General features: G+C 70.1%; 22 protein-coding genes. 2 read left to right on the top strand and 20 right to left on the bottom strand.

Annotated features, from left to right (window positions below; translation table 11 throughout):
- Positions 1 to 49: 49 nt before the first annotated feature.
- The 15 genes from nuoL to AC529_RS12005 form a co-directional block, all read right to left on the bottom strand.
- Complete coding sequence (nuoL, locus tag AC529_RS12075) at positions 50 to 1996, bottom strand: NADH-quinone oxidoreductase subunit L (protein ID WP_068756646.1); 1947 nt, start codon at positions 1994 to 1996, stop codon at positions 50 to 52.
- 18 nt (positions 1997 to 2014) lie between these two features.
- A complete protein-coding gene (gene nuoK / locus AC529_RS12070; protein WP_068756644.1) occupies positions 2015 to 2314 on the bottom strand; it encodes an NADH-quinone oxidoreductase subunit NuoK in 300 nt (99 codons plus the stop codon).
- Positions 2302 to 3162 (bottom strand): NADH-quinone oxidoreductase subunit J, encoded by an 861-nt coding sequence (locus tag AC529_RS12065; RefSeq protein ID WP_068756642.1) that lies wholly within the window; start codon positions 3160 to 3162, stop codon positions 2302 to 2304. The genes nuoK and AC529_RS12065 overlap by 13 nt, the downstream gene beginning before the upstream one ends.
- A complete protein-coding gene (gene nuoI / locus AC529_RS12060) occupies positions 3159 to 3710 on the bottom strand; it encodes an NADH-quinone oxidoreductase subunit NuoI (protein WP_068756639.1) in 552 nt (183 codons plus the stop codon). The genes AC529_RS12065 and nuoI overlap by 4 nt, the downstream gene beginning before the upstream one ends.
- Positions 3703 to 5058 (bottom strand): NADH-quinone oxidoreductase subunit NuoH, encoded by a 1356-nt coding sequence (gene nuoH / locus AC529_RS12055; protein WP_068756637.1) that lies wholly within the window; start codon positions 5056 to 5058, stop codon positions 3703 to 3705. Before nuoH ends, nuoI begins: the two co-directional genes overlap by 8 nt.
- Entirely contained in the window at positions 5055 to 7538 is a 2484-nt protein-coding gene (locus AC529_RS12050; protein ID WP_068756635.1) for an NADH-quinone oxidoreductase subunit G, read from the bottom strand. Before AC529_RS12050 ends, nuoH begins: the two co-directional genes overlap by 4 nt.
- Entirely contained in the window at positions 7538 to 8854 is a 1317-nt protein-coding gene (gene nuoF / locus AC529_RS12045) for an NADH-quinone oxidoreductase subunit NuoF (protein WP_068756633.1), read from the bottom strand. Before nuoF ends, AC529_RS12050 begins: the two co-directional genes overlap by 1 nt.
- Entirely contained in the window at positions 8851 to 9576 is a 726-nt protein-coding gene (gene nuoE, locus AC529_RS12040) for an NADH-quinone oxidoreductase subunit NuoE (RefSeq protein WP_068756631.1), read from the bottom strand. The genes nuoF and nuoE overlap by 4 nt, the downstream gene beginning before the upstream one ends.
- The gene (locus AC529_RS12035; protein ID WP_068756629.1) at positions 9573 to 10877 is read right to left on the bottom strand and encodes an NADH-quinone oxidoreductase subunit D; all 1305 of its coding nucleotides are present in this window, start codon (positions 10875 to 10877) and stop codon (positions 9573 to 9575) included. The genes nuoE and AC529_RS12035 overlap by 4 nt, the downstream gene beginning before the upstream one ends.
- Positions 10874 to 11632 carry an NADH-quinone oxidoreductase subunit C gene (locus AC529_RS12030; RefSeq protein WP_068756627.1) on the bottom strand — a complete coding sequence of 253 codons (759 nt, stop codon included), beginning with the start codon at positions 11630 to 11632 and terminating at the stop codon, positions 10874 to 10876. Before AC529_RS12030 ends, AC529_RS12035 begins: the two co-directional genes overlap by 4 nt.
- A complete protein-coding gene (locus AC529_RS12025) occupies positions 11629 to 12186 on the bottom strand; it encodes a NuoB/complex I 20 kDa subunit family protein (RefSeq protein WP_068756625.1) in 558 nt (185 codons plus the stop codon). The genes AC529_RS12030 and AC529_RS12025 overlap by 4 nt, the downstream gene beginning before the upstream one ends.
- Positions 12187 to 12259: 73 nt before the next feature.
- Positions 12260 to 12619, bottom strand: coding sequence for an NADH-quinone oxidoreductase subunit A (locus tag AC529_RS12020; RefSeq protein WP_068756623.1), 360 nt, complete (start codon positions 12617 to 12619; stop codon positions 12260 to 12262).
- 83 nt (positions 12620 to 12702) lie between these two features.
- Positions 12703 to 14007: a geranylgeranyl reductase family protein gene (locus AC529_RS12015; RefSeq protein ID WP_068756621.1), complete on the bottom strand. Its 1305-nt coding sequence runs from the start codon at positions 14005 to 14007 to the stop codon at positions 12703 to 12705.
- A 418-nt stretch (positions 14008 to 14425) separates the two neighbouring features.
- Positions 14426 to 15136, bottom strand: a complete 711-nt coding sequence (locus AC529_RS12010; RefSeq protein ID WP_068756619.1) for a demethylmenaquinone methyltransferase — start codon at positions 15134 to 15136, stop codon at positions 14426 to 14428.
- Positions 15137 to 15208: 72 nt separating this feature from the next.
- Entirely contained in the window at positions 15209 to 15523 is a 315-nt protein-coding gene (locus AC529_RS12005; RefSeq protein ID WP_068756617.1) for a DUF4229 domain-containing protein, read from the bottom strand.
- 374 nt (positions 15524 to 15897) lie between these two features.
- Here AC529_RS12005 and AC529_RS19660 point away from each other — a divergent pair, with 374 nt between their 5' ends.
- Together AC529_RS19660 and AC529_RS11995 are read left to right on the top strand one after the other, a co-directional pair.
- Complete coding sequence (locus AC529_RS19660) at positions 15898 to 16101, top strand: BldC family transcriptional regulator (RefSeq protein ID WP_083948158.1); 204 nt, start codon at positions 15898 to 15900, stop codon at positions 16099 to 16101.
- Positions 16102 to 16200: 99 nt separating this feature from the next.
- Positions 16201 to 16545, top strand: coding sequence for a PLD nuclease N-terminal domain-containing protein (locus AC529_RS11995; protein ID WP_068756614.1), 345 nt, complete (start codon positions 16201 to 16203; stop codon positions 16543 to 16545).
- A gap of 67 nt (positions 16546 to 16612) precedes the next feature.
- Here AC529_RS11995 and ccsB read toward each other — a convergent pair whose 3' ends face one another.
- The 5 genes from ccsB to AC529_RS11970 all read right to left on the bottom strand — a co-directional run bounded on the left by ccsB (position 16613) and on the right by AC529_RS11970 (position 20979).
- Entirely contained in the window at positions 16613 to 17605 is a 993-nt protein-coding gene (gene ccsB, locus AC529_RS11990) for a c-type cytochrome biogenesis protein CcsB (protein ID WP_068756612.1), read from the bottom strand.
- Positions 17606 to 17608: 3 nt separating this feature from the next.
- Positions 17609 to 19168: a cytochrome c biogenesis protein ResB gene (gene resB / locus AC529_RS11985; protein WP_232306711.1), complete on the bottom strand. Its 1560-nt coding sequence runs from the start codon at positions 19166 to 19168 to the stop codon at positions 17609 to 17611.
- Positions 19169 to 19194: 26 nt separating this feature from the next.
- Positions 19195 to 20007, bottom strand: coding sequence for a cytochrome c biogenesis CcdA family protein (locus AC529_RS11980; protein ID WP_068756609.1), 813 nt, complete (start codon positions 20005 to 20007; stop codon positions 19195 to 19197).
- Positions 20004 to 20621: a TlpA family protein disulfide reductase gene (locus AC529_RS11975; RefSeq protein ID WP_068756607.1), complete on the bottom strand. Its 618-nt coding sequence runs from the start codon at positions 20619 to 20621 to the stop codon at positions 20004 to 20006. The genes AC529_RS11980 and AC529_RS11975 overlap by 4 nt, the downstream gene beginning before the upstream one ends.
- Positions 20622 to 20775: 154 nt before the next feature.
- Entirely contained in the window at positions 20776 to 20979 is a 204-nt protein-coding gene (locus AC529_RS11970) for a helix-turn-helix domain-containing protein (RefSeq protein ID WP_068756605.1), read from the bottom strand.
- Positions 20980 to 21076 lie beyond the last annotated feature (97 nt).

Here is a 21076-nt window from a genome sequence, read left to right as displayed (position 1 = left end):
TCAGATCCTCACCTGCTGGTCCGGTGTGCGGCGCTGGGAGGTGGCGGTACTACGCAAGGTTCACTCCCAACGTGGTGGCCAGGACGACGGCCGCGCCGAAGAGCATGGTCAGCGCGTAGCTGCGGGCGAACCCGGTCTGCATGAGGCGCAGGTTCTCCGAAGCGGCGCGGACCGAGCGCGCGACCCCGTTGACGACACCGTCCACGGCGTGGTCGTCGAAGGCGACGGCGGCCCTGGTGAGCTGCTGGCCGGGCCGCATGAACAGGCCCTCGTTGATGGCGTTGCCGTACAGCTCCTCCCGGGCGGCGACGGTGATGAAGTTGCCCTTGGGCGCGGTGACCGGCACCTCGCTGCGGGCGTAGCGCAGCCACGCGTACCCCACCCCGACGACCATGAGCGCCAGCGCGGCCAGCGAGTACGGGCTGGTCAGCATGTGGACCAGGTCGAACTCGTGGTGCGGGGCGCCCACGACGGGGGCGAGGAAGTGGGCGAGGGTGTAGTTGACCACCAGGACCGCGCCCAGCGCCACCGATCCGACCGCGAGGACGATCATCGGGACCGTCATGGTGGTCGGGGACTCGTGCGGGTGGGCGTCCTCGGCCCAGCGCTTCTCGCCGAAGAAGGTGAGGAACATGATCCGGGACATGTAGAAGGCGGTGAGCCCGGCGCCCAGGACGGTCACCCAGCCCAGGATCTGGCCGGTGAGGCCGCCGGAGTCGAAGGCCGCCTGGATGATGCCCTCCTTGGTCCACCAGCCGGACAGGAACGGCACCCCGATGATGGCGAGGTAGCCCGCTCCGAAGGTGGCGAAGGTGACCGGCATGACCGTGCGCAGTCCGCCGTAGCGGCGCATGTCCACCTCGTCGTTCATGGCGTGCATGACCGATCCGGCGCCCAGGAACAGCCCGGCCTTGAAGAAGCCGTGCGTGACCAGGTGGGCGATGGCGGCGGCGTAGCCGATCGGCCCCAGCCCGGCGGCCAGCGTCATGTAGCCGATCTGGCTCATGGTGGAGCCCGCCAGCGCCTTCTTGATGTCGTCCTTGGCGCAACCGATGATCGCACCGGCGAGCAGGGTGGCCGCACCGACGATGGTGACCACCAACTGCGCGGTGGGGGCGGCCTCGAAGATCGGGCCGGACCGCACGATCAGGTAGACGCCCGCGGTGACCATGGTGGCCGCGTGGATGAGGGCCGACACCGGGGTGGGGCCCTCCATCGCGTCGAGGAGCCACGCCTGTAGCGGGAGCTGGGCGGACTTGCCGCAGGCGCCCAGCAGCAACAGCAGGCCCACGGCGGTCATGACCCCCTGGCCCGCGCCGTCGACCGCGCCGAACACCGGGCTGAAGGCGACCGTGCCGAACGTGGTGAACAGCAGCATGATCGAGACCAGCAGGCCGATGTCGCCGACCCGGTTGATCAGGAACGCCTTCTTGGCCGCGACCGCCGCCGACGGCTTGTGCTGCCAGAAGCCGATCAGCAGGTAGGAGGCCAGGCCCACGCCCTCCCAGCCGAGGAACAGCACGGCGTAGTTGTCGGCGAGGACCAGCACCAGCATGGCCGCGACGAACAGGTTGAGGTAGGCGAAGAAGCGCCGCCGGTTCTCGTCGTGCGCCATGTAGCCCACCGAGTAGATGTGGATCAGCGAACCCACACCGGTGATGAGCAGCGCGAAGGTGATCGACAGCGGGTCGACGAGCAGGCTCAGGTCGATGTCGAAGCCGCCGACCTTGATCCACTGGTAGACGTGGACCGAGACGCTGCGCTCCTCGGGGGTGCGCCCCAGGAGCTGCACCAGGCTCAGCACCGCCCAGACGAAGCTGGCCAGTGCTGCCGCGATGGCGAGCCAGTGGCCCCAGGCGTTGGTGCGCCTGCCGCCCAGCAGCAGGACGGCCGCGCCCAGCAGGGGCAGGGCGATCATGAGCCAGGCGTAGGAGAGTACGCCGCCGTCGGCCGCGGTGGTGACCGCGTGCACGTCGGCGGCCAGCATGGACGTCATCGTCGTCGTGCCCCCGCCCTAGTTCTTGAGCAGGTTGGCGTCGTCGATCGACGCGGACCTGCGAGTTCGGAAGATCTGCATGATGATGGCCAGGCCGACCACGACCTCGGCGGCCGCGACCACCATCACGAAGAAGGCGATGACCTGGCCTTCGATGCCGCCGTGCATCCGGGAGAAGGCGACGAAGGCGAGGTTGCAGGCGTTGAGCATCAGCTCGACGCACATGAACACGATGATCGCGTTGCGCCGCACCAGGACGCCCACGGCGCCGATGGTGAACACGATCGCCGCGAGCACGATGTAGTTCATCGGGTCCACGAGCCCTCGTCCTCCCGTTGTCCGTCGTTGTCGGAGGCCGCCGTGTCCGGCTTCTCGTCCGGGGCCGCGCCGATCGAGTAGCTCAGGTCCTCGGGGACACCGTGCTGCAACTCGGGGTTGCGCGCGGCGAGCACGGGGTTGATCGAGAGTTGGGAGACCGAGCCGTCGGGCAGCAGGGCCGGCATGTCGATGGCGTTGTGCCGGGCGTAGGTGCCCGGGCCGGGCAGCGGGGTCGGGTGGTCGCCGCGGATGCGGTCCTGCGACATCTGCCGCTGGGTGCGCTTCTTCTTGGTGCGGGCGGAGTGGGCCAGCACCAGGGCGCCGAGGACCGCGGTGATGAGCAGCGCCCCGGTCGCCTCGAAGGCGATGACGTAGCGGTAGATGATCTCGCCGGCGATCCACGGGATGCTGCCGCCCGCGGCGGCCACTCCGGCGCTCAGGCCGACCGGCTCCCCGGCCGTGATCGCTGCCAGGCCGCTGACCAGCGGCACCAGGAAGCACAGCGCGATGACGGCGGTCAGCAGGCGGTGGCCTCGTATGGTCTCCACCAGGGAGTCGGAGGAGCTGACGCCCACCAGCATGAGGACGAAGAGGAAGAGCATCAGCACGGCGCCGGTGTAGACGACGATCTGCACGACCATCAGGAACGGCGCCTGGTTGATCCCGTAGAAGACCGCGAGGCCGATCATCACCACGGCCATCATGAGCGCCGAGTAGACGGCCTTGCGGCTGAAGACCACACCGAGGGCGGCGAGCACCACGAGGGTGCCCAGGACGTAGAAGGTCGCGGCCTCGCCTCCGCCGACGGCGGCGGAGACGGCCGTTGTCTGGAGCGGGACGGTGTTCACTGAACAGCCTCGCTGTTCTGCTCGTCGGCACGGGCCGCCGCGGTGTCGTCGCGTCCGAGCCGGTAGTAGTCTTCTTCGCTCTCGCCGAGCCGCATGGGGTGCGGCGGCGCCTCCATCCCTTCCTTCAGCGGAGCGAGCAACTGCTCCTTGGTGTAGATGAGGCTCTCGCGGCTGTCGTCGGCGAACTCGTACTCGTTGGTCATGGTGAGCGCCCGGGTGGGACACGCCTCGATGCACAGCCCGCACAGGATGCAGCGCAGGTAGTTGATCTGGTAGACGCGGCCGTAGCGCTCGCCCGGGGAGTAGCGCTCCTCCTCGGTGTTGTCACCGCCTTCGACGTAGATGGCGTCGGCGGGACAGGCCCAGGCGCACAGCTCGCAGCCGATGCACTTCTCCAGCCCGTCGGGCCAGCGGTTGAGCTGGTGACGACCGTGGAAGCGGGGCATGGTGGGCGCCTTGACCTCGGGGTACTCGATGGTCGGCACCTTCTTGAACATGGTGTGGAAGGTGACGCCGAACCCCTTGACAGGATTGAGCCACTCAAGCACCGGAAACCTCCTTACGCTTGGGGGCCGAGGTCGGCTGGAAACGGGGTGCCTCCGCGGCCACGCTGCTGCCGTAGTGCGGGGCGCTCATGGGCGGGACGGGGAAGCCGCCGAACATCGGGTCCTCGCGGCGGGCCCGCAGCTCGGCCTCGCGTTCGGCCGCCTCCTGTGCCCTGGCCCTGGCCGCGGCGCGGCTCCAGGCCCACAGGGCGGCGAAGACCAGCAGCCCGAACACGGCGACGACGGCCGCGATGACGTATCCGGGGTAGTTCTCGTTGGTGAGCACCCGGATGACGGCGACCGCGGTGATCCAGACGAGCTGGATCGGGATGAGGATCTTCCAGCCGAGCTGCATGAGCTGGTCGTAGCGGACCCGGGGAAGGGAGCCGCGCGCCCAGATGAACAGGAACATCACGCAGACGAACTTGACCAGCCACCACAGGGCGGGCCACCAGCCCTCGTTGGCGCCGGGCCAGAAGGTGGTGATCGGCGGCGGGGCGAGGTAGCCGCCGAGGAACAGCGTGACGCTCATCGCCGCGACGGTGACCATGTTGACGTACTCGGCGAGGAAGAACATGGTGAACTTCATCGAGGAGTACTCGGTCATGAACCCGCCGACGAGCTCGCCCTCGCCCTCGGCGAGGTCGAAGGGGAGCCGGTTGGTCTCGCCGATCATCGTGATCAGGTAGATCACGAAGGACGGGAACAGGATGACCGCGAACCAGATGCTCTTCTGGGCCTCGACGATCCCCGAGGTGCTGAGCGTCCCGGCGTAGATGAACACCGCGACGAAGGACAGCCCCATCGCGATCTCGTAGCTGATGACCTGGGCGGAGGCGCGCAGGCCGCCCAGCAGCGGGTACGGCGAGCGCGAGGACCACCCGGCGAGCACGATGCCGTAGACGCCGATGGAGGCGGTGGCCAGCACCAGCAGGACCGCCACCGGGAGGTCGGTCAGTTGCAGCCGGGTCTGCACCCCGAACATGGTGACCTCGGGTCCGACCGGGATCACCGAGAAGGCGAAGAAGGCCGGGATCGCGGCGACCATGGGGGCCGCGATGTAGACGGCCTTGTCCACGGTGCGCGGGATGAGGTCCTCCTTGAGCGACAGCTTCACGCCGTCGGCCAGGGATTGCAGCAGACCCCAGGGGCCGAACCGGTTGGGGCCGTGGCGCTGCTGCATGCGGCCCATGACCTTGCGGTCGGCCATGATCATCATCAGCACGCACAGCATGAGGAAAACGAACACGGCCAGGGCCTTGATGAGGATGATCCACCAGGGATCGTTGCCGAAGGCGTCCAGCCCGGGTTCGGCGTTCAGCGCCGCCACGCTGACGGTCGTCGGTGTCACTTCTCACTCCCAGCACTCGTCGCGGCTTCGACGGGGTCGCCGTCCTCGACGGACAGGGTCACCACGGTCCCCGTGCCCGCGCCGAGGTCGCGCCGGACCGCGCAGCCCGCGGCGTTGGTCGGCAGCCAGACCACCCGGTCCGGCATCTCGGTGACGGCCACCGGGACGCGGACCTCTCCGGCCGGGCCTGCGATGCGCAGCGGCTGGCCGTCGACGGCGCCGATCTCGGCGGCGGTGGCGGCGGAGATCCGGGCGACGGCGGGACGGGCGGTCCCGGCGAGGTGGGGTTCGCCGTCCTGCATGCGCCCCCGGCCGAGCAACTGGTCCCAGGTGGCCAGAACCGCCTGGCCGGGCTCCGGGGTCGGGGCCTGGGCGGGGCGGACCACCGGGGTGGGCAGCCGGGTACCCGACCAGACGCCGAGCTCGGCGAGTTCGCGGCGGGCCGCGGCCGGGTCGGGCAGGCCCAGGTGGACGTCCATCTCGTTGGCGATGGCCGACAGCACCCGCAGGTCCGACAGCACGCCGGGCACCTTCAGGGCGGTGTCGAAGGGACGGCCCCGGCCCTCCCAGTTGACGAACGTCCCGGACTTCTCCGCGACGGCGGCCACCGGCAGCACCACGTCGGCGCGGTCGGTGACGTTGCTGGCGCGCAGTTCCAGGCTGACGATGAACGGCACCTTGGCCAGTGCGGCGCGCGCCGCCTCCGGGTCGGGCAGGTCGTCCAGGTCGACGCCGGCGATGACGAGGGCGTCGAGCTGTCCGGCCGCCGCCGCGGCGAGGATGCCGGCGGTGTCGCGGCCCTCGGTGGCGGGCAGCTCCGCGACCGACCAGGCGCGGGCGACCTCGGCGCGCGCCCGGGCGTCGTTGACCGGCCGGCCGAGCGGCAGCAGGTTGGGCAGCGCGCCGACCTCGACGGCGCCCCGGTCGCCGGCGCGGCGCGGCACCCAGGCCAGGCGGGCCCCGGTGGTGTCGGCGAGGCGGGCCGCCGCCGACAGGGCCCCGGGCACCTCGGCGAGGCGTTCGCCGACCAGGATGACCGAGCCCGAGGTGTGCAGCGCCTCCAGCGCCTCGGGGGCGACCGTGCCGAGGGAGGTGAGGGCGGTCGCCTCGTCCCCGGGGACGGTGGGGATCAGGGTCCCGTTGGTCTTGGCCAGGCCCCGGCTGGTGTAGGGCGCGATCGAGAACACCCGGGCGCCGTTCTTGCGGACGGCCTTGCGCAGCCGCAGGAAGACGATGGGCGACTCGTCCTCGGGTTCGAAGCCGGCGAGCAGGACCGTGGGCGCCTTCTCCAGGTCGCTGTAGGAGACCTCGATGTTGTGCCCGGCGACCCGGGCGGCGAGGAACTCGGCCTCCTCCTCCGAGTGGGGTCGGGCGCGGAAGTCGATGTCGTTGGTGCGCAGCGCGACCCGGGCGAACTTGGCGTAGGCGTAGGCGTCCTCCAGGGTGAGCCGTCCGCCGACGAGCACGCCCACCCGGCCGCGGGCGGCGGCCAGGCCGCGGGCGGCGACGCTCAGCGCCTCCGGCCAGGAGGCGACCTCCAGGGCGCGGCTGTCCTCGTCGCGCACCAGCGGGTGCTTGAGCCGGTCGGGCTGGGTGGCGTAGGTGAACGCCCACCGGCCCTTGTCGCAGTTCCACTCCTCGTTGACCTGCGGGTCGTCTCCGGCCAGCCGCCGGGTGACCTTGCCGCGCCGGTGGTCGGTGCGCTGGGCGCAGCCGGAGGCGCAGTGCTCGCAGACGCTGGGCGTGGAGACCAGGTCGAAGGGGCGGGAGCGGAACCGGTAGGCGGCGCCGGTGAGCGCGCCCACCGGGCAGATCTGCACGGTGTTGCCGGAGAAGTAGGACTGGAAGGGCTGCCCCTCGGCGATGCCCACCTGCTCCTTGGCGCCGCGCTCCAGCAGTTCGATGAACGGGTCGCCGGCGATCTGCGCGGAGAAGCGGGTGCAGCGGGCGCACTGGATGCAGCGCTCCCGGTCCAGCAGCACCTGGGTGGAGAGCGGGACCGGCTTGGGGAAGGTCCGCTTGACGTCGACGAAGCGGCTCTCGCCCTGCCCGTGCGACATCGCCTGGTTCTGTAGCGGGCACTCGCCGCCCTTGTCGCAGACCGGGCAGTCCAGCGGGTGGTTGACCAGCAGGAACTCCATGATGCCGCGCTGGGCCTTCTCCGCCACCGGCGAGGTCAACTGGGTCTTGACGACCATGCCGTCCATGACGGTGATGGTGCAGGATGCCTGCGGCTTGGGCATGCCGCGCCCGTTGCCCATGTCGGGGATCTCCACCAGGCACTGGCGGCAGGCGCCGACCGGGTCGAGCAGCGGGTGGTCGCAGAACCGCGGGATCTGGATGCCGAGCAGCTCGGCCGCGCGGATCAGCAGGGTGCCCTTGGGGACCTGGATCTCGAAGCCGTCGATGGTGACGGTGACGAGGTCCTCCGGAGGCACCGCGGGGGACCCGCCCGCGGTGGTGTTGGTCGTGACTGTCATCAGGCGTCCTCTTCCACGGACTCGTTCGCCCAGCGAGTGGTGCGCTGATACGGGAACAGCTCCCAGGCGGGGGTGTGCGTGCCCGCGGTGAACTCCTCCCGGAAGTACTTGATCGCCGAGGTCACCGAGCTGGTCGCACCGTCCCCGAGCGCGCAGAAGGAGCGCCCGAGCAGGTTGTCGCAGATGTCGAGCAGCGTGTCGATGTCCTCCTGGGTGCCCTTTCCGGCCTCGATGCGGCGCAGCACCTGGACCATCCAGGAGTTGCCCTCGCGGCACGGCGTGCACTTGCCGCAGGACTCGTGCGCGTAGAACTCGATCCAGCCGCGCACGACCCGGACCACGGAGGTGGTCTCGTCGAAGATCTGCAACGCCCGGGTGCCCAGCATGGAGCCGGCCGCGCCGACGGACTCGAAGTCCAGCGGGATGTCGATGTGCTCCTCGGTGAAGATCGGGGTGGAGGAGCCGCCGGGCGTCCAGAACTTGAGCCGGTGCCCGTCGCGGATGCCGCCGGCCATGTCGAGCAGTTCGCGCAGCGTCACGCCGAGCGGGGCCTCGTACTGTCCGGGCCGCTTGACGTGGCCGGACAGGGAGAAGAAGCCGAATCCGGCGGACTTCTCGGTGCCCATGGAGCTGAACCACTCGGCGCCGTTGGCGACGATGCTGGGCACGCTGGCGATGGACTCGACGTTGTTGACCACGGTCGGCGAGGCGTACAGGCCGGCCACGGCGGGGAACGGCGGCTTGAGGCGGGGCTGGCCCCGGTAGCCCTCCAGGGAGTCCAGCAGGGCGGTCTCCTCGCCGCAGATGTAGGCGCCCGCCCCGGCGTGCACGACCACGTCGAGGTCGAAGCCGCTGCCCAGGATGTCCTTGCCGAGCAGTCCGGCCTCGTAGGCCTCGGCGACGGCGTGCCGCAGCCGCCGGATGACGTGCAGCACCTCGCCGCGCACGTAGACGAACGCCTGGTGGCTGTTGATCGCGTAGGAGGCGATCGCGATGCCCTCGACCAGGGCGTGCGGGTTGGCCAGCAGCAGCGGCATGTCCTTGCAGGTGCCGGGCTCGGACTCGTCGGCGTTGACCACGAGGTAGCGCGGCTTGGGGTTGTCCTTGGGCAGGAAGCCCCACTTCATCCCGGTGGGGAAGCCCGCGCCTCCGCGGCCGCGCAGCCCGGACGCCTTGACCAGGTCGACGATGGCGTCGGGCTGCATCGTCAGGGCCTTGCGCAGCGCCTCGTAGCCGCCGTTCTCGCGGTAGGCGGCCAGGGTGAAGGAGTCCGCGCGGTCCCAGTTGCGGGACAGCACGGGGGTCAGCGTGGTCACTTGGTCCCCTCCTCGTCGGCCTTGGCGGCGGTGGCCGCCGGGTCGGGCGCCTGCCAGCCGCGTTCGCGGGCCAGCCGCAGTCCGGCCAGGGAGGCCTCACCGGCCTGCGGCCCCTCGGCGGCGCGGCCGTCGTCGAATCCGGCGAGCACGCGGGACGCCTGCTTCCAGGTGCACAGGCGGTCGGGGCCGCGGGTCGGCTTGACGTCCTTGCCGAGGCGCAGGTCGTCGACGAGCTTCTTGGCCGACTCGGGGGTCTGGTTGTCGAAGAACTCCCAGTTGACCATGACGACCGGGGCGAAGTCGCAGGCCGCGTTGCACTCCAGGTGCTCCAGGGAGATCTTGCCGTCCTCGGTGGTCTCGTCGTTCTCCAGGCCGAGGTGCTCCTTGAGGGCGGCGAAGATCTCGTCGCCGCCCATCACCGCGCACAGCGGGTTGGTGCACACGCCCACGTGGTACTCGCCGACGGGGCGGCGCTTGTACATCGTGTAGAACGTGGCGACCGCGGTGACCTCGGCGGTGGTGAGGCCGAGCTGCTCGGCGCAGAAGGCGATGCCCTCGTTGCTGACGTAGCCCTCCTCCGACTGCACCAGGTGCAGCAGCGGCAGCAGCGCCGACCGCGGCTTGGGGTAGCGGGAGATGATCTCCTTGGCGTCCATCTCCAGGCGGGCGCGGTTCTCTCCGCTGAAGATTCCGGAGCTGTCGGGGGTCTGGGGCGTGCTCATCGGTCGACGCCTCCCATCACGGGGTCGATGCTGGCCACGGCGGCGATGACGTCGGCGACGGTGCCGCCCTCGCACATGGCTGCCACGGCCTGGAGGTTGGTGAACGAGGGGTCCCTGAAGTGCACCCGGTAGGGGCGGGGGCCGCCGTCGCTGACCGCGTAGCAGCCGAGTTCGCCCTTGGGGCTCTCCACCATCGCGTACGCCTGGCCGGGCGGTACCCGGAAGCCCTCGGTGACCAGCTTGAAGTGGTGGATGAGGGCTTCCATGGAGCCGCCCCGGCCCATGATGTGGGCGATGTGGGAGGGCGCGTTGCCCATGCCGTCGGGGCCGAGTGCGAGCTGGGCGGGCCAGCCGATCTTGGCGTCCTCGATCATCACCGGGCCCGGCTGGAGCTTGTCCAGGCACTGTTCGATGATCTTGAGGCTCTCCTCGATCTCGGCCATGCGCACCCGGTAGCGGGCGTAGACGTCGGCTCCGTCGGAGACCGGGACGTCGAACTCGTAGTTCTCGTAGCCGCAGTAGGGCTTGGCCTTGCGCAGGTCCCAGGGCAGTCCGGCGGCGCGCAGGATCGGCCCGGTGACGCCCAGCGCCAGGCAGCCGGTGACGTCGAGGTAGGCGACGTCGCGGGTGCGCGCCAGGTAGATGGGGTTGGCGTCGAGGAGCTTGCGCATGTCCTTCAGGCGCTTGGGCATCTCGGCGAGCAGCTCGCGCACCTTGCCGACGGTGCCCGGGGGGAGGTCCTGGGCCACGCCGCCGGGGCGGACGTAGGCGTGGTTCATGCGCAGGCCCGTGACCATCTCGAAGATGTCCAGGACCATCTCGCGTTCCCGGAAGCCGTTCGTCATGATCGTGGTCGCGCCCAGCTCCATGCCGAACGTGGCCATCGCGACGAAGTGCGAGGCGATCCGGTTGAGCTCCATCATCATCACGCGGATGACGTTGGCCCGCTCGGGGATCCGGTCGGTGATGCCGAGGAGCTTCTCGACGGCGAGGCAGTAGACGGTCTCGTTGAACAGCGGCGTGAGGTAGTCCATGCGGGTCACGAACGTGGTGCCCTGGGTCCACGTCCGGTACTCCATGTTCTTCTCGATGCCGGTGTGCAGGTAGCCGATGCCGACCCGGGCCTCGGTGACGGTCTCGCCCTCGAGGGTGAGGATGAGCCGGAGCACCCCGTGCGTGGAGGGGTGCTGGGGGCCCATGTTGACGACGAGCCGGTCGGGCTGCCCCTTCTGGGCTGCGGCGACCACCTCGTCCCAGTCGCCTCCGGAGGCGTCGACGTAGGTCTCGGTTGGAGTGGTCATGCGTAGGACCTCCGCTCGTCCGGCGGGGGGACCTTGGCCCCGCGGTACTCGACCGGGATGCCGCCCAGCGGGTAGTCCTTGCGCTGGGGGTGGCCGTGCCAGTCGTCGGGCATCTGGATGCGGGTGAGAGCGGGGTGGCCGTCGAAGACGATCCCGAAGAAGTCCCAGGTCTCCCGCTCGTGCCAGTCGTTGGTGGGGTAGACGCTGACGATGGAGGGGATGTGCGGGTCGGCGTCGGGGCAGGTCACCTCGAGCCGGATCTCGCGGTTGTGGGTGATGGAGCGCAGCTCGTAGACGGCGTGCAGCTCGTTGTCCGTGTCGTCCGGGTAGTGGACGCCGTTGACCCCCAGGCACAGCTCGAAGCGGAGTGCCGGGTCGTCGCGCAGCCGGGAGACCACGTCCACCAGGTGCTCGCGCCGGACGTGGAAGGTGATCTCGCCGCGGTCCACGACGACCCGCTTGATCGCGGTGTCGTAGGGCGTCCCGACCTCCTTGAGGGAGCGCTCCAGCGCGTCGGCGACCTCGTCGAAGTAGAGGGTGCGCGGGTCGTCGGGGTTGCTGTAGGGGCGCTCGGAGGCGAGGGGTGCGGGCCGGTAGACCCGCAGCCTGCCGTAGCCGGAGGTGTCGCCCGTGGTCTTGGCGCCGAACATGCCCGTGCGCGCGATCGGCGAGTTGAGGCGCTGCCGGCCCAGCTCCGCAGGCAGATTGTCCTTTTCTGGTAGGTTAGGCTTACCTTGTTGCTCGTTGGAGGTCATCGGGTGGCTTCCTCCGTCTGCTGGATCAGCGGCAGCGCCCGCAGGCGTCGCTGCTCCAGTTCCTCGATCTCACGTTCGCGGTGCACACCGAGCTTGGTGTTCTGGACCTTGTCGTGCAGCTTGAGGATGGCGTCCAGCAGCATCTCGGGGCGGGGCGGGCAGCCGGGGAGGTAGATGTCCACAGGCACGATGTGGTCGACGCCCTGCACGATGGCGTAGTTGTTGAACATGCCGCCGCTGGAGGCGCACACGCCCATGGCGATCACCCACTTGGGCGCCGCCATCTGGTCGTAGATGGTGCGCAGGACGGGGGCCATCTTCTGGCTCACACGCCCCGCCACGATCATCAGGTCGGCCTGGCGCGGCGTGGCGGAGAAGCGTTCCATGCCGAAGCGTGCGATGTCGTAGCGCGGTCCGCCGACCGCCATCATCTCGATGGCGCAGCAGGCCAGGCCGAAGGTCGCGGGCCACATGGACGTCTTGCGGACGAAGCCGACGATCTGTTCGACCGTGGTCAGCAGGACCCCGCTGGGCAGCTTCTCTTCGAGACCCATCAGGCGAACCCCCTTTCCGGTTCTGCGATCTCAGTGGGACGACCGGGGATCAGGCGCGGAACGGTCATGCTGATCAGTTCCATTCGAGACCGCCGCGGCGCCACTCGTAGGCGTAGGCGATCGAGACGTTGACGAGGAACAGGACCATCACGACCAGGCCGAAGATCCCGAGCGCGTCGAGGTGCACCGCCCAGGGCACCAGGAAGATGACCTCGATGTCGAAGACGATGAACAGCATCGCCGTCAGGTAGTACTTGACCGTGAACCGGCCGCCTCCCACGGGCTGGGGAGTGGGGTCGATGCCGCACTCGTACGCCTGGAGTTTGGTGCGGTTGTAGCGCTTGGGTCCGGCGATCGCCCCGACGATCATCGAGACGATCACGAAGGCGGCGCCGATACCGCCGAGCACGAAGATGGGGGTGTACAGCTCCATCGGCTAGCTGCTCCCTCTGGTTGGTACGCGGAAGAGGTTCATGTCCTGCCGTCCTCGCGGTGTGGGTCTCGTGGGTGGGGTCCTCACGCGGCCGGCGCGATCTTGGACAGGCCGTTGATCAACCGGTCCATCGCGTCTCCCTGGCTGGGTTCGGTGAGGTTGGCCAGCATCTTGAGGGTGAAGCGCATCAGCGTGGGCCGTGGGAGTCCGTACTTGGTGGCGTACTTCATGAACTCCGGGTTGCCGATCAGCTTCACGAAGTAGCGCCCCAGCGTGTAGTAGCCGCCGTAGGTCTCCCGCAGGATCTGCGGGTAGCGCAGCAGGGTGCGCTCGCGGGCCTGCTGGGTGGGGCGGCTGAGCGCCTGGACGGCCACCTCCGCGGCGATCTGGCCGGCTTCCATCGCGTAGGCGATGCCCTCCCCGTTGAAGGGGTTGACCATGCCGCCCGCGTCGCCGACCAGCATCAGGCCGCGGGCGTAGTGCGGGGTCCGGTTGAAGCCCATGGGCAGGGCCGCGCCGCGGATCGGCCCCCGCTGGTTCTCCTCGGTGAAGCCCCACTCCTCGGGCATGTTCTGGGTCCAGCGCCGCAGGAGCTTGCGGTAGTCGACCTTCTGGAAGGAGGCGGTGGAGTTGAGGATGCCGAGCCCCACGTTGCTGGTGCCGTCGCCGACCCCGAAGATCCAGCCGTAGCCGGGGAGCAGCACCTTCTTGCCGTCCTGGTGGTCCCACAGCTCCAGCCAGGACTCCAGGTAGTCGTCGTCGTGGCGGGGGCTGGTGAAGTAGGTGCGCACCGCCACGCCCATCGGCCGGTCGTCGCGCTTGCGGATGCCCAGGGCGATCGACAGACGCGAGGAGTTGCCGTCGGCCGCCAGGACGAGGGGGGCGCGGAAGTGGCGGGTGCGGCCCTCGGCGTCCGTGGCGCTGACCCCGACGACGCGGTTGCTGCGCGCGTCGACGAGGGGCGCGGTGACGTTGGTGCGCTCCAGCAGCCGGGCGCCGGCCCGGACCGCGTGGCGGGCCAGGATCTGGTCGAAGTCGTAGCGGGTGCGGACCAGGCCGTAGTCGGGGTAGGCGGCGAGTTCGGGCCAGGGCAGTTCGAGGCGGACGCCGCCGCCGATGATGCGCAGTCCGCGGTTGCGGATCCAGCCCTCGCCGTCCACGGGGATGCCCATGGCGACGAGCTGCTTGACGGAGCGCGGAGTGAGGCCGTCGCCGCAGACCTTCTCGCGCGGGAAGGCGGTCTTCTCCAGCAGCAGGACGTCCAGACCGGCGGTGGCCAGGTAGTAGGCGGCCGTGCTCCCCGCGGGGCCCGCTCCGACGACGATGACGTCCGCCTCGTCCTGCGGGGCCGTGGTGTCTGTGGCTGGGGTCGGTGCTGTCTGGCTCACGGGTGGTCCTGACTGCTCGGCGCGGTCGCACCTCGGGGGCGTGCTTGTGGCTGTCTCGTCGTGGGAGAGAAGACTCGCCCCCTTGTGAAGTGCTTCACAAGGTCTTCAAGCCGAAGTCTAGACCTTTCGCGACCCGGGAGCGACCCCAGGCTCTGGTTGTCGGGCTTTCCGCAACACCCCAGCTACCTAGGGGTTTAAAAATCAAGTTAAGGGAAATCAAGATCCGTTTGACCGTTTTGCCCGTTATGGGACTAGAGTCCCGACAAAAATCCCAAAAGGCCCCAAAACAGGACATAACCCCACGGGAGATTCCTCACTCCGGGTCACTGACCTGCGCCGATGCGTCTTGGTCACGATCACAAAAAACCTCCGTGTCCGCCAGGACACGGAGGAGGCGGGCGCGCGGGCGCCGCCCGGCTCAGTCCTCGCGGCGGGCGCGGTGCAGCGCCACCACCCCGAAGGTGAGGTTCCGCCAGGCCACCCGGGACCACCCGGCGGCCTGGAGCTGGCGGGCCAGCGCGCGCTGGTCCGGCCAGGCCGCGATCGACTCCGACAGGTAGGCGTAGGCGTCGGGGTTGTCGCTGAAGCCGCGGGCCACGAGGGGCAGGCCGATCTCCATGCCCTTGGCCAGGATCCGGTCCAGGGGCCGCACCGGAAGGTGGCTGAACTCACAGATGACCAGCCGTCCGCCGACCTTGGTGACCCGTCGCAGCTCCCGCAGCGCCCGGTCCGCGTCCTGCACGTTGCGCAGCCCGAAGGAGATGGTGACGGCGTCGAAGGTCTCGTCCGCGAACGGCAGGGCCAGCGCGTCGCCCGCCACCACGGTGACCCCCCTGCGGGAGGCCCCGCCCCGGCGCTCGGCCCCGACCTGGAGCATGCCCAGCGAGAAGTCGCAGGCGATGACCCGCGCGCCCTTGCGGGTGAAGGACTCCGAGGAGGTCCCGGTGCCCGCCGCCAGGTCGAGCACCAGCTCTCCGCTGTAGGCGTCGACCGCGTCGACGACGGCCTTGCGCCAGCGGCGTTCCCAGCCCAGCGTGAGCACGCTGTTGAGGAGGTCGTAGCGGCTCGCGATGGTGTCGAACATCGCGGCGACGTCCTGGGGGTCCTTGTCCAGTTCGGCACGGGTCATGCTGCACAGCCTAGAGGGTGGGCCGCGGCCTCCCGCGCGGCCCCGGCCCCCGGGGGCGGCGCGCGCCCCGGGTCACCGGTGCTGCCCGGCTCCCCGGTCGGCCTGCCCGGGCGCGCGGGCGCCGTCCTGCGCCTCCTGGAGCTCGTCCTCCTTGGCGGCGCCCGCCTCGAGCCACTCCCCTAGGCTGCGGATCCGGCCCATCCCCGCCACCAGCGAGGCGGACAGCGCGTCGCGCTGCCGGGACAGCAGCACGAAGCTCACCAGTCCGCTGATCAGCAGTGCGAGAACGGCCGCGAGCAGGCCCCGGGCGCCGAGCAGGTACACCACACCGAAGGCGACCGCGAAGAGCAGCGCGCGGGCCGCGGTGTAAACGACGAAGTTGCGCATGAAACCGCCTCACAACGGGTGGAAACGGGTCGTCGGGGCGACGGCGCAGGTGCCGAGAGGGGTTGGTCGCCGACAGTCCGCCCGAGAGGTTCCACCACGGCCTCCCGGCGCTGCATCGTCCCTCTTCACACCCTAAGGGGGCGTCCTCCGGAGGGGCGCGCGACCCCACCGGGAGGCGCGGGGATCCCGGGTCCGCCCGGCCACGAAAAGCTACTGCCGGGAAACTTCTGAGACAGATATCACGTTCCGATCACATCTGACCGTCCCCGCCCACGTTTCCCCTCATCTTTCCGAAAACTAAGGAGGAAACAGCCCGACTCATGCACACTAGGGGATCAAACGCCCGGACCACGTCCGGGCGGGTGCGAAGGGGGATGGTGAAGGTGGAAAGGACGACCGAACGCTTGCTGACGCCGGGAGAGGTGGCCTCTCTCTTCCGGGTGGACCCCAAAACGGTCACCCGGTGGGCCGCGTCCGGACGGATCAGCAGCATCCGCACTCCCGGTGGACACCGCCGCTTCCGGGAGTCCGAGGTGCGTGCCCTGCTCCACGGGGAGGCTCCCGAGTCCTCTCGCTGACCTGCAAGAACCCGCAACCGTATCCTCGACGGCGCCAGACCCGCTCCATGGCGTTCCACTCCCGCACATCCAGGTCGCTCCCCGGATAGTCTGGAAGACATGGTTTGGCTCGGTGGCCTGATTACGCTGCTCACAATCGTGCTCTGGGTGTACGCGTTCTTCGACGCGCTCACCTGCCCCGCTGAGGAAGTCCGCACTCTTCCCAAGGTGCTCTGGCTGCTCGTCATCGTGCTGTTCGCAGTGGTCGGCCCGCTGCTGTGGCTCTTCCTCGGACGCCCCCACACGCGCCCCGGCACGGTGGTCTCCTCCGTGCCGGCCGTCTCCGCCGACCACCTGGACCCCTCGGACTTTCATCGGCCGTCCGGTCGCAGCGTCCCGCTCGGCCCGGACGACGACCCCGAGTTCCTTCAGCGACTCAACAAGCGCATCAACCCGGAGGACTGAGACGAGACGCGGTGAAGGCCCGCCCCTGGAGCCGGGGACGGGCCTTCACCGCGTCTCGGGACCGGGCTCAGGCGTAGCTGTGCAGCCCGCTGAACAGGTAGTTCACCCCGAAGAAGTTGAACAGCAGGCAGGCGAAGCCCACCAGGCTGATCCAGGCGGCCTTCTTGCCCTGCCAGCCGGCGGTGGCGCGGGCGTGCAGGTAGGCAGCGTAGACGACCCAGGTGATGAAGGACCACACCTCCTTGGGGTCCCAGCCCCAGTAGCGGCCCCACGCCTCGTCCGCCCAGATCGCCCCGGCGATGACGCCGAAGGTCCACAGCGGGAAGGCCAGCACGATCATGCGGTGCGCGAGGCGGTCCAGCAGCGCGGCGCTGGGCAGCTTGGCGGCGATGGCGTTGACCTGCTCCCCCAGGGCCTTCTTGGCCTCGGTCCGCTCGGCCATCAGGTAGGTGAGGGTGGCCGACCCCGAGACCATGAACGCGCCGGTGGCCAGGATCAGCGCCGAGACGTGGATGGCGATCCAGTAGGAGTCCAGCGCCGGGACCACCGGCCCGCTCTCCGAGTACAGCCAGCGGACCGCGACGCCGAGCAGCAGCAGCACCGGGACCAGGACGAACGCGCCCAGGTAGTGGGCCCGGTAGCGGAGCGCCGCGAACAGGAACGCCGCCACCCCGCACATGCAGATCGCCACGACGAACTCGAACATGTTGCCCCACGGCCAGCGGTCCGCCGCCAGGCCGCGGGTGACGATCTGCGCCAGGTTGACCAGCAGGCCCAGCACCGTGACCGCCATGCCGATCCGGCCGAGGAGGTGCCGGGACGCCTTGGCCTCGGGCTCCTGCTCGCGCAGGTTCACCTGAAGGCCGTCGGCGCGCTCCCCCGCCTCCGCGCCGACCGCGACCAGCCGGGTGTCCTTCAGGGACTCGCGGCGGCCGTAGGCGGCTTCGAAGACGAAGAGGAACAGGGCGACCGCGTAGACCACGATCATCCCGAGGACCAGGTTGTCGCTGAGATTCGACAGCGCGGGGTCGACCGCGCCGTCCGCAGCGAGAATGTGCACCGTTTACTCCTTCTCCGTGCCTGCTCGGCGGTCCGACCGCCGCAGTCGTCCGTTCAACTGGGTGGACAGCTCGTGGAACCGCCGCAGGGGCGCGGTCCCCTCGGTCTTGACGAGTCCTGCGACCTCGACCACGGTACGCCCGTCCTCCCTGCGGACGGCGCGGACCCACGCCCTCCGGGGCTGCACGAACAGGGTGCACAGCAGTCCCAGCACCGCCGTGGCCGCGCTGGCCAGCGCGTACGGCCGACCGGGGTCGCTGGTGACCTGGAGGCTGACGTAGTCGCGGTAGCCGGTGAACTCGACGACGGCCCCGTTGGGCAGCTCCCAGCGGTCGCCCACGGCCAGCGGCGGGGAGTCCCCGATCTCCTCCATCCGCTTGGTGTAGAGCTGGTAGACCGACTGGGGGTTGCCGCTGTCCAGGCCGAGGTCGCCCACGAAGCCCTTGAGCACCACCACGGGGTTGCGCGCGGCCGGGAAGTCCGAGACGAGGTCGCCGCTGTCGTCGCTGGTCGCCGAGGGGAGGAACACCCCGGTGAAGCCGAGCTGCTCGGGCGCGATGTCGGGGACCTTGACCACGCCGTCGGAGGTGAAGTTGCCGTCGCCGCGGTCCAGGAACGGCACCGCCTGGTCGAAGACCACCCGGCCCTCGGGGTCGGTGACCCGGAAGGTCGGGGCGTAGCCGTGGCCCAGCAGGTAGACCTGCGCGCCGTCCACCCGGAGCGGGTGGTTGACCCGCAGCTCGTGGGTCTGCTCCGGGGAGTCGGGACTCTCCCGGTAGGTGACCTCGGCGAGGTAGCTCTCGGCCTGGCCGGCCTTGCCGCCCTCCTCGACGAAGGACGCCTCGAAGCCGTCGAGCCGCAGCCAGAACGGCTGGATGCCGGCCGGGTCCACCGCGGTCCCCGGATAGAACGCGTCGTAGGAGGTCAGCGTGTTGGCGAACGCGTCCCCCTCGACGAGGAGCATGTTGCCCCGGTAGCCGAAGAAGGAGCCGTAGGCCAGCGACACCAGCAGGCCCACCAGCGACAGGTGGAAGACGACGTTGCCCGTCTCGCGCAGGTAGCCGGTCTCGGCGGACAGCGAGTCGCCGTAGTCGGCGATCCGGTGGCCCCGGAGCAGCGTCCGGGCCTCGCCGAACACCTCCTCGGGGGAGGCGTCCACGTCGAAGGTCGCCGAGTACGGCATCCGGTCCAGACGGCGCGGGGTCTTCGGCGGGCGGGCGCGTACCAGCCGGTAGTGCGCCGCGGCGCGCGGCAGCACGCACCCCGCCAGCGAGACGAACAGCAGCAGGTAGATCGCCGAGTACCAGGGCGAGGAGTAGACGTCGAACAGGGAGAGCTTGTCCAGCAGCGGCGCGAGGTCGGGGTGGTCCAGGTAGTAGTTCTGGACCTCCTCGACGCTGACCCTGCGCTGGGGCAGCAGCGATCCCGGGACCGCCCCCAGGGCGAGCAGGAACAGCAGGACGAGCGCGGTGCGCATGGAGGTCAGCACGCGCCAGGCCCAGCGCGCCCAGCCCAGCGGCGAGAGCGCGGGCGCGGAGGGCGGGGTGGCGGTCGGTTCGGTCACCGTGCTCGGTTGGCGTGCGGTCACTGCTAGATCACCGTTGTGAAGTTCGCGGTCCAGCCCTGCATGACGGCGGTGACACCGGTCCACAGACCGGTGACCAGGAGCAGCCCCACCACGACCAGCATCGCGCCGCCCGCGGCGGTGACGAGCCGGTAGTGGCGTTTGACCCAGGCGAAGGCGCCCAGCGCCCTGCGGTAGAGCAGGGCGGCCAGGACGAACGGCAGGCCCAGGCCCAGGCAGTAGCTCAGCGACAGCAGCGCCCCCCGGCCGACGCTGCCCTCCATGAACGCCAGGGACTGCACGGCGGCCAGCGTCGGCCCGATGCACGGGGTCCACCCCAGGCCGAACAGCACGCCCAGCAGCGGGGCCCCGGCCAGTCCGGCTCCGGGCAGCCGGTGGATGCGGAACTCGCGGTTGAAGCCGGGGAGGAGCCCCATGAACGCCAGGCCCAGGACGACCGTCAGCGCGCCGAGCACGCGGGTGATGGTTTCGGAGTGGTCGAGCAGCAGCCCGCCGACGCCGCCGACGAACACGCCGACGGACACGAAGACCGCGCTGAAGCCCGCGATGAACAGCAGGCTCCCGGCGAGCATGGTCCAGCGCCGGGAGACCATGAGGTCGTCGACCGTGACGGTCCGCACGGTGCCGTCGCCCGCGTCCTCCCGGACCTCCCCCCGGCTGTGCGCGGCGATGTCGGCCCCGGTCAACCCGGTCACGTAGGACAGGTATCCGGGCACCAGCGGCAGCACGCACGGGGACAGGAAGGAGACCAGTCCGGCCGCCGCGGCCAGCGGGACGGCGAGGAGGAGGGAACCGGAGAGGACGGTCTCGGCGATCACCGGGAACCAGCGTCCTCTGCGACGACCGTGTCGACCAGCTCGGTGAGCTGGTTGTAGTCGGTGGCGCCGATGACGCGGGCGGCGATGCGGCCCTGGCGGTCGATGACCAGCGTGCTGGGGATGGCCTGCGGCGGGACGGTCTCGCGGAACGCCTGCGGCACCTCGCCCGGCTGGTCGTACAGGCTGGGGTAGCCGACCTCCTGGTTCTGCTCGAACGCCTGCGCAGAGGTGCGGTTGTCCTTGATGTTGACGCCGAGGAAGCGCACGCCCTCGTCGGCGTGCTCGGCGCTGACCTCGTTGAGGACGGGGGTCTCGGCCCGGCACGGCGCACACCAACTGGCCCAGAAGTTCAGCACCACGACGTCGCCGGAGTAGTCGGCGAGGCTGATCCGGTCGCCGTCCAGCGTCTCGCCCTCGACCTGCGGGGCCTGCTCGCGTTCCTCGACGGGGAACAGGGTGCTGGACCCGTCCCCCGAGATGTAGCGGTCGTCCTCGCTGGCCGCTCCGGTGTCGACTCCCTCGGCGCAGCCGGCGAGGGCGGCCAGCACCGCCACGGCGGCGGCGCAGCGCAGCGCGGCAGCGCGCAGTCGGGAGCCTGGTCTGGTGAAGGGCATCGCGGAAGAACCTCGTCAGCGGGATGCGGCAGAAAATGCATCAACAACGACGAAGTGTAGTAGACGCCCGAATGCCCGGGACGAGGCCCCGCGGTTACCGTACGGCGGGCGCGAACAGGGGCGATGCCCCGTGCACCGCCCCCGGAGAACGAGATCAGCCCGCCTCGACGAACGCCTCACGGAGGTAGTCGTGCACGGCGCGCTCCGGCACCCGGTAGGAGCGCCCCACCCGGATGGCCGGCAGCGTCCCGGAGTGCACCATTCGGTAGACCGTCATCTTGGAGACTCGCATGATCGCGGCCACCTCGGCCACAGTCAGGAACCTCACCTCTCCCAGCGAACCCTTGCTCCCGCTCATGTCCTGACGCTCTCTTTCCCGGACGTGCGCCCGCGTCCCTGTCTGCTGCGCGCGCCGGTCTCCCTCTCTTCGCCCGGCCGCGCTGGTGTGTCGCCCG

Source organism: Thermobifida cellulosilytica TB100 (assembly GCF_001517975.1).
Lineage (GTDB): Bacteria > Actinomycetota > Actinomycetes > Streptosporangiales > Streptosporangiaceae > Thermobifida > Thermobifida cellulosilytica.
The sequence above is the reverse complement of the archived record's forward strand: the minus strand, read 5'-3'. Positions and strand labels throughout refer to the sequence as shown.

Bases quoted from the DNA above. Each gene is read 5' to 3' on its own strand.
- nuoL (WP_068756646.1), bottom strand. From the start codon at position 1,996: ATGACGTCCATGCTGGCCGCCGACGTGCACGCGGTCACCACCGCGGCC.
- AC529_RS12050 (WP_068756635.1), bottom strand. From the start codon at position 7,538: ATGACAGTCACGACCAACACCACCGCGGGCGGGTCCCCCGCGGTGCCT.
- nuoE (WP_068756631.1), bottom strand. From the start codon at position 9,576: ATGAGCACGCCCCAGACCCCCGACAGCTCCGGAATCTTCAGCGGAGAG.
- AC529_RS12035 (WP_068756629.1), bottom strand. From the start codon at position 10,877: ATGACCACTCCAACCGAGACCTACGTCGACGCCTCCGGAGGCGACTGG.
- AC529_RS12030 (WP_068756627.1), bottom strand. From the start codon at position 11,632: ATGACCTCCAACGAGCAACAAGGTAAGCCTAACCTACCAGAAAAGGAC.
- AC529_RS12025 (WP_068756625.1), bottom strand. From the start codon at position 12,186: ATGGGTCTCGAAGAGAAGCTGCCCAGCGGGGTCCTGCTGACCACGGTC.
- AC529_RS12020 (WP_068756623.1), bottom strand. From the start codon at position 12,619: ATGGAGCTGTACACCCCCATCTTCGTGCTCGGCGGTATCGGCGCCGCC.
- AC529_RS12010 (WP_068756619.1), bottom strand. From the start codon at position 15,136: ATGACCCGTGCCGAACTGGACAAGGACCCCCAGGACGTCGCCGCGATG.
- AC529_RS12005 (WP_068756617.1), bottom strand. From the start codon at position 15,523: ATGCGCAACTTCGTCGTTTACACCGCGGCCCGCGCGCTGCTCTTCGCG.
- AC529_RS19660 (WP_083948158.1), top strand. From the start codon at position 15,898: ATGGTGAAGGTGGAAAGGACGACCGAACGCTTGCTGACGCCGGGAGAG.
- AC529_RS11995 (WP_068756614.1), top strand. From the start codon at position 16,201: ATGGTTTGGCTCGGTGGCCTGATTACGCTGCTCACAATCGTGCTCTGG.
- AC529_RS11975 (WP_068756607.1), bottom strand. From the start codon at position 20,621: ATGCCCTTCACCAGACCAGGCTCCCGACTGCGCGCTGCCGCGCTGCGC.
- AC529_RS11970 (WP_068756605.1), bottom strand. From the start codon at position 20,979: ATGAGCGGGAGCAAGGGTTCGCTGGGAGAGGTGAGGTTCCTGACTGTG.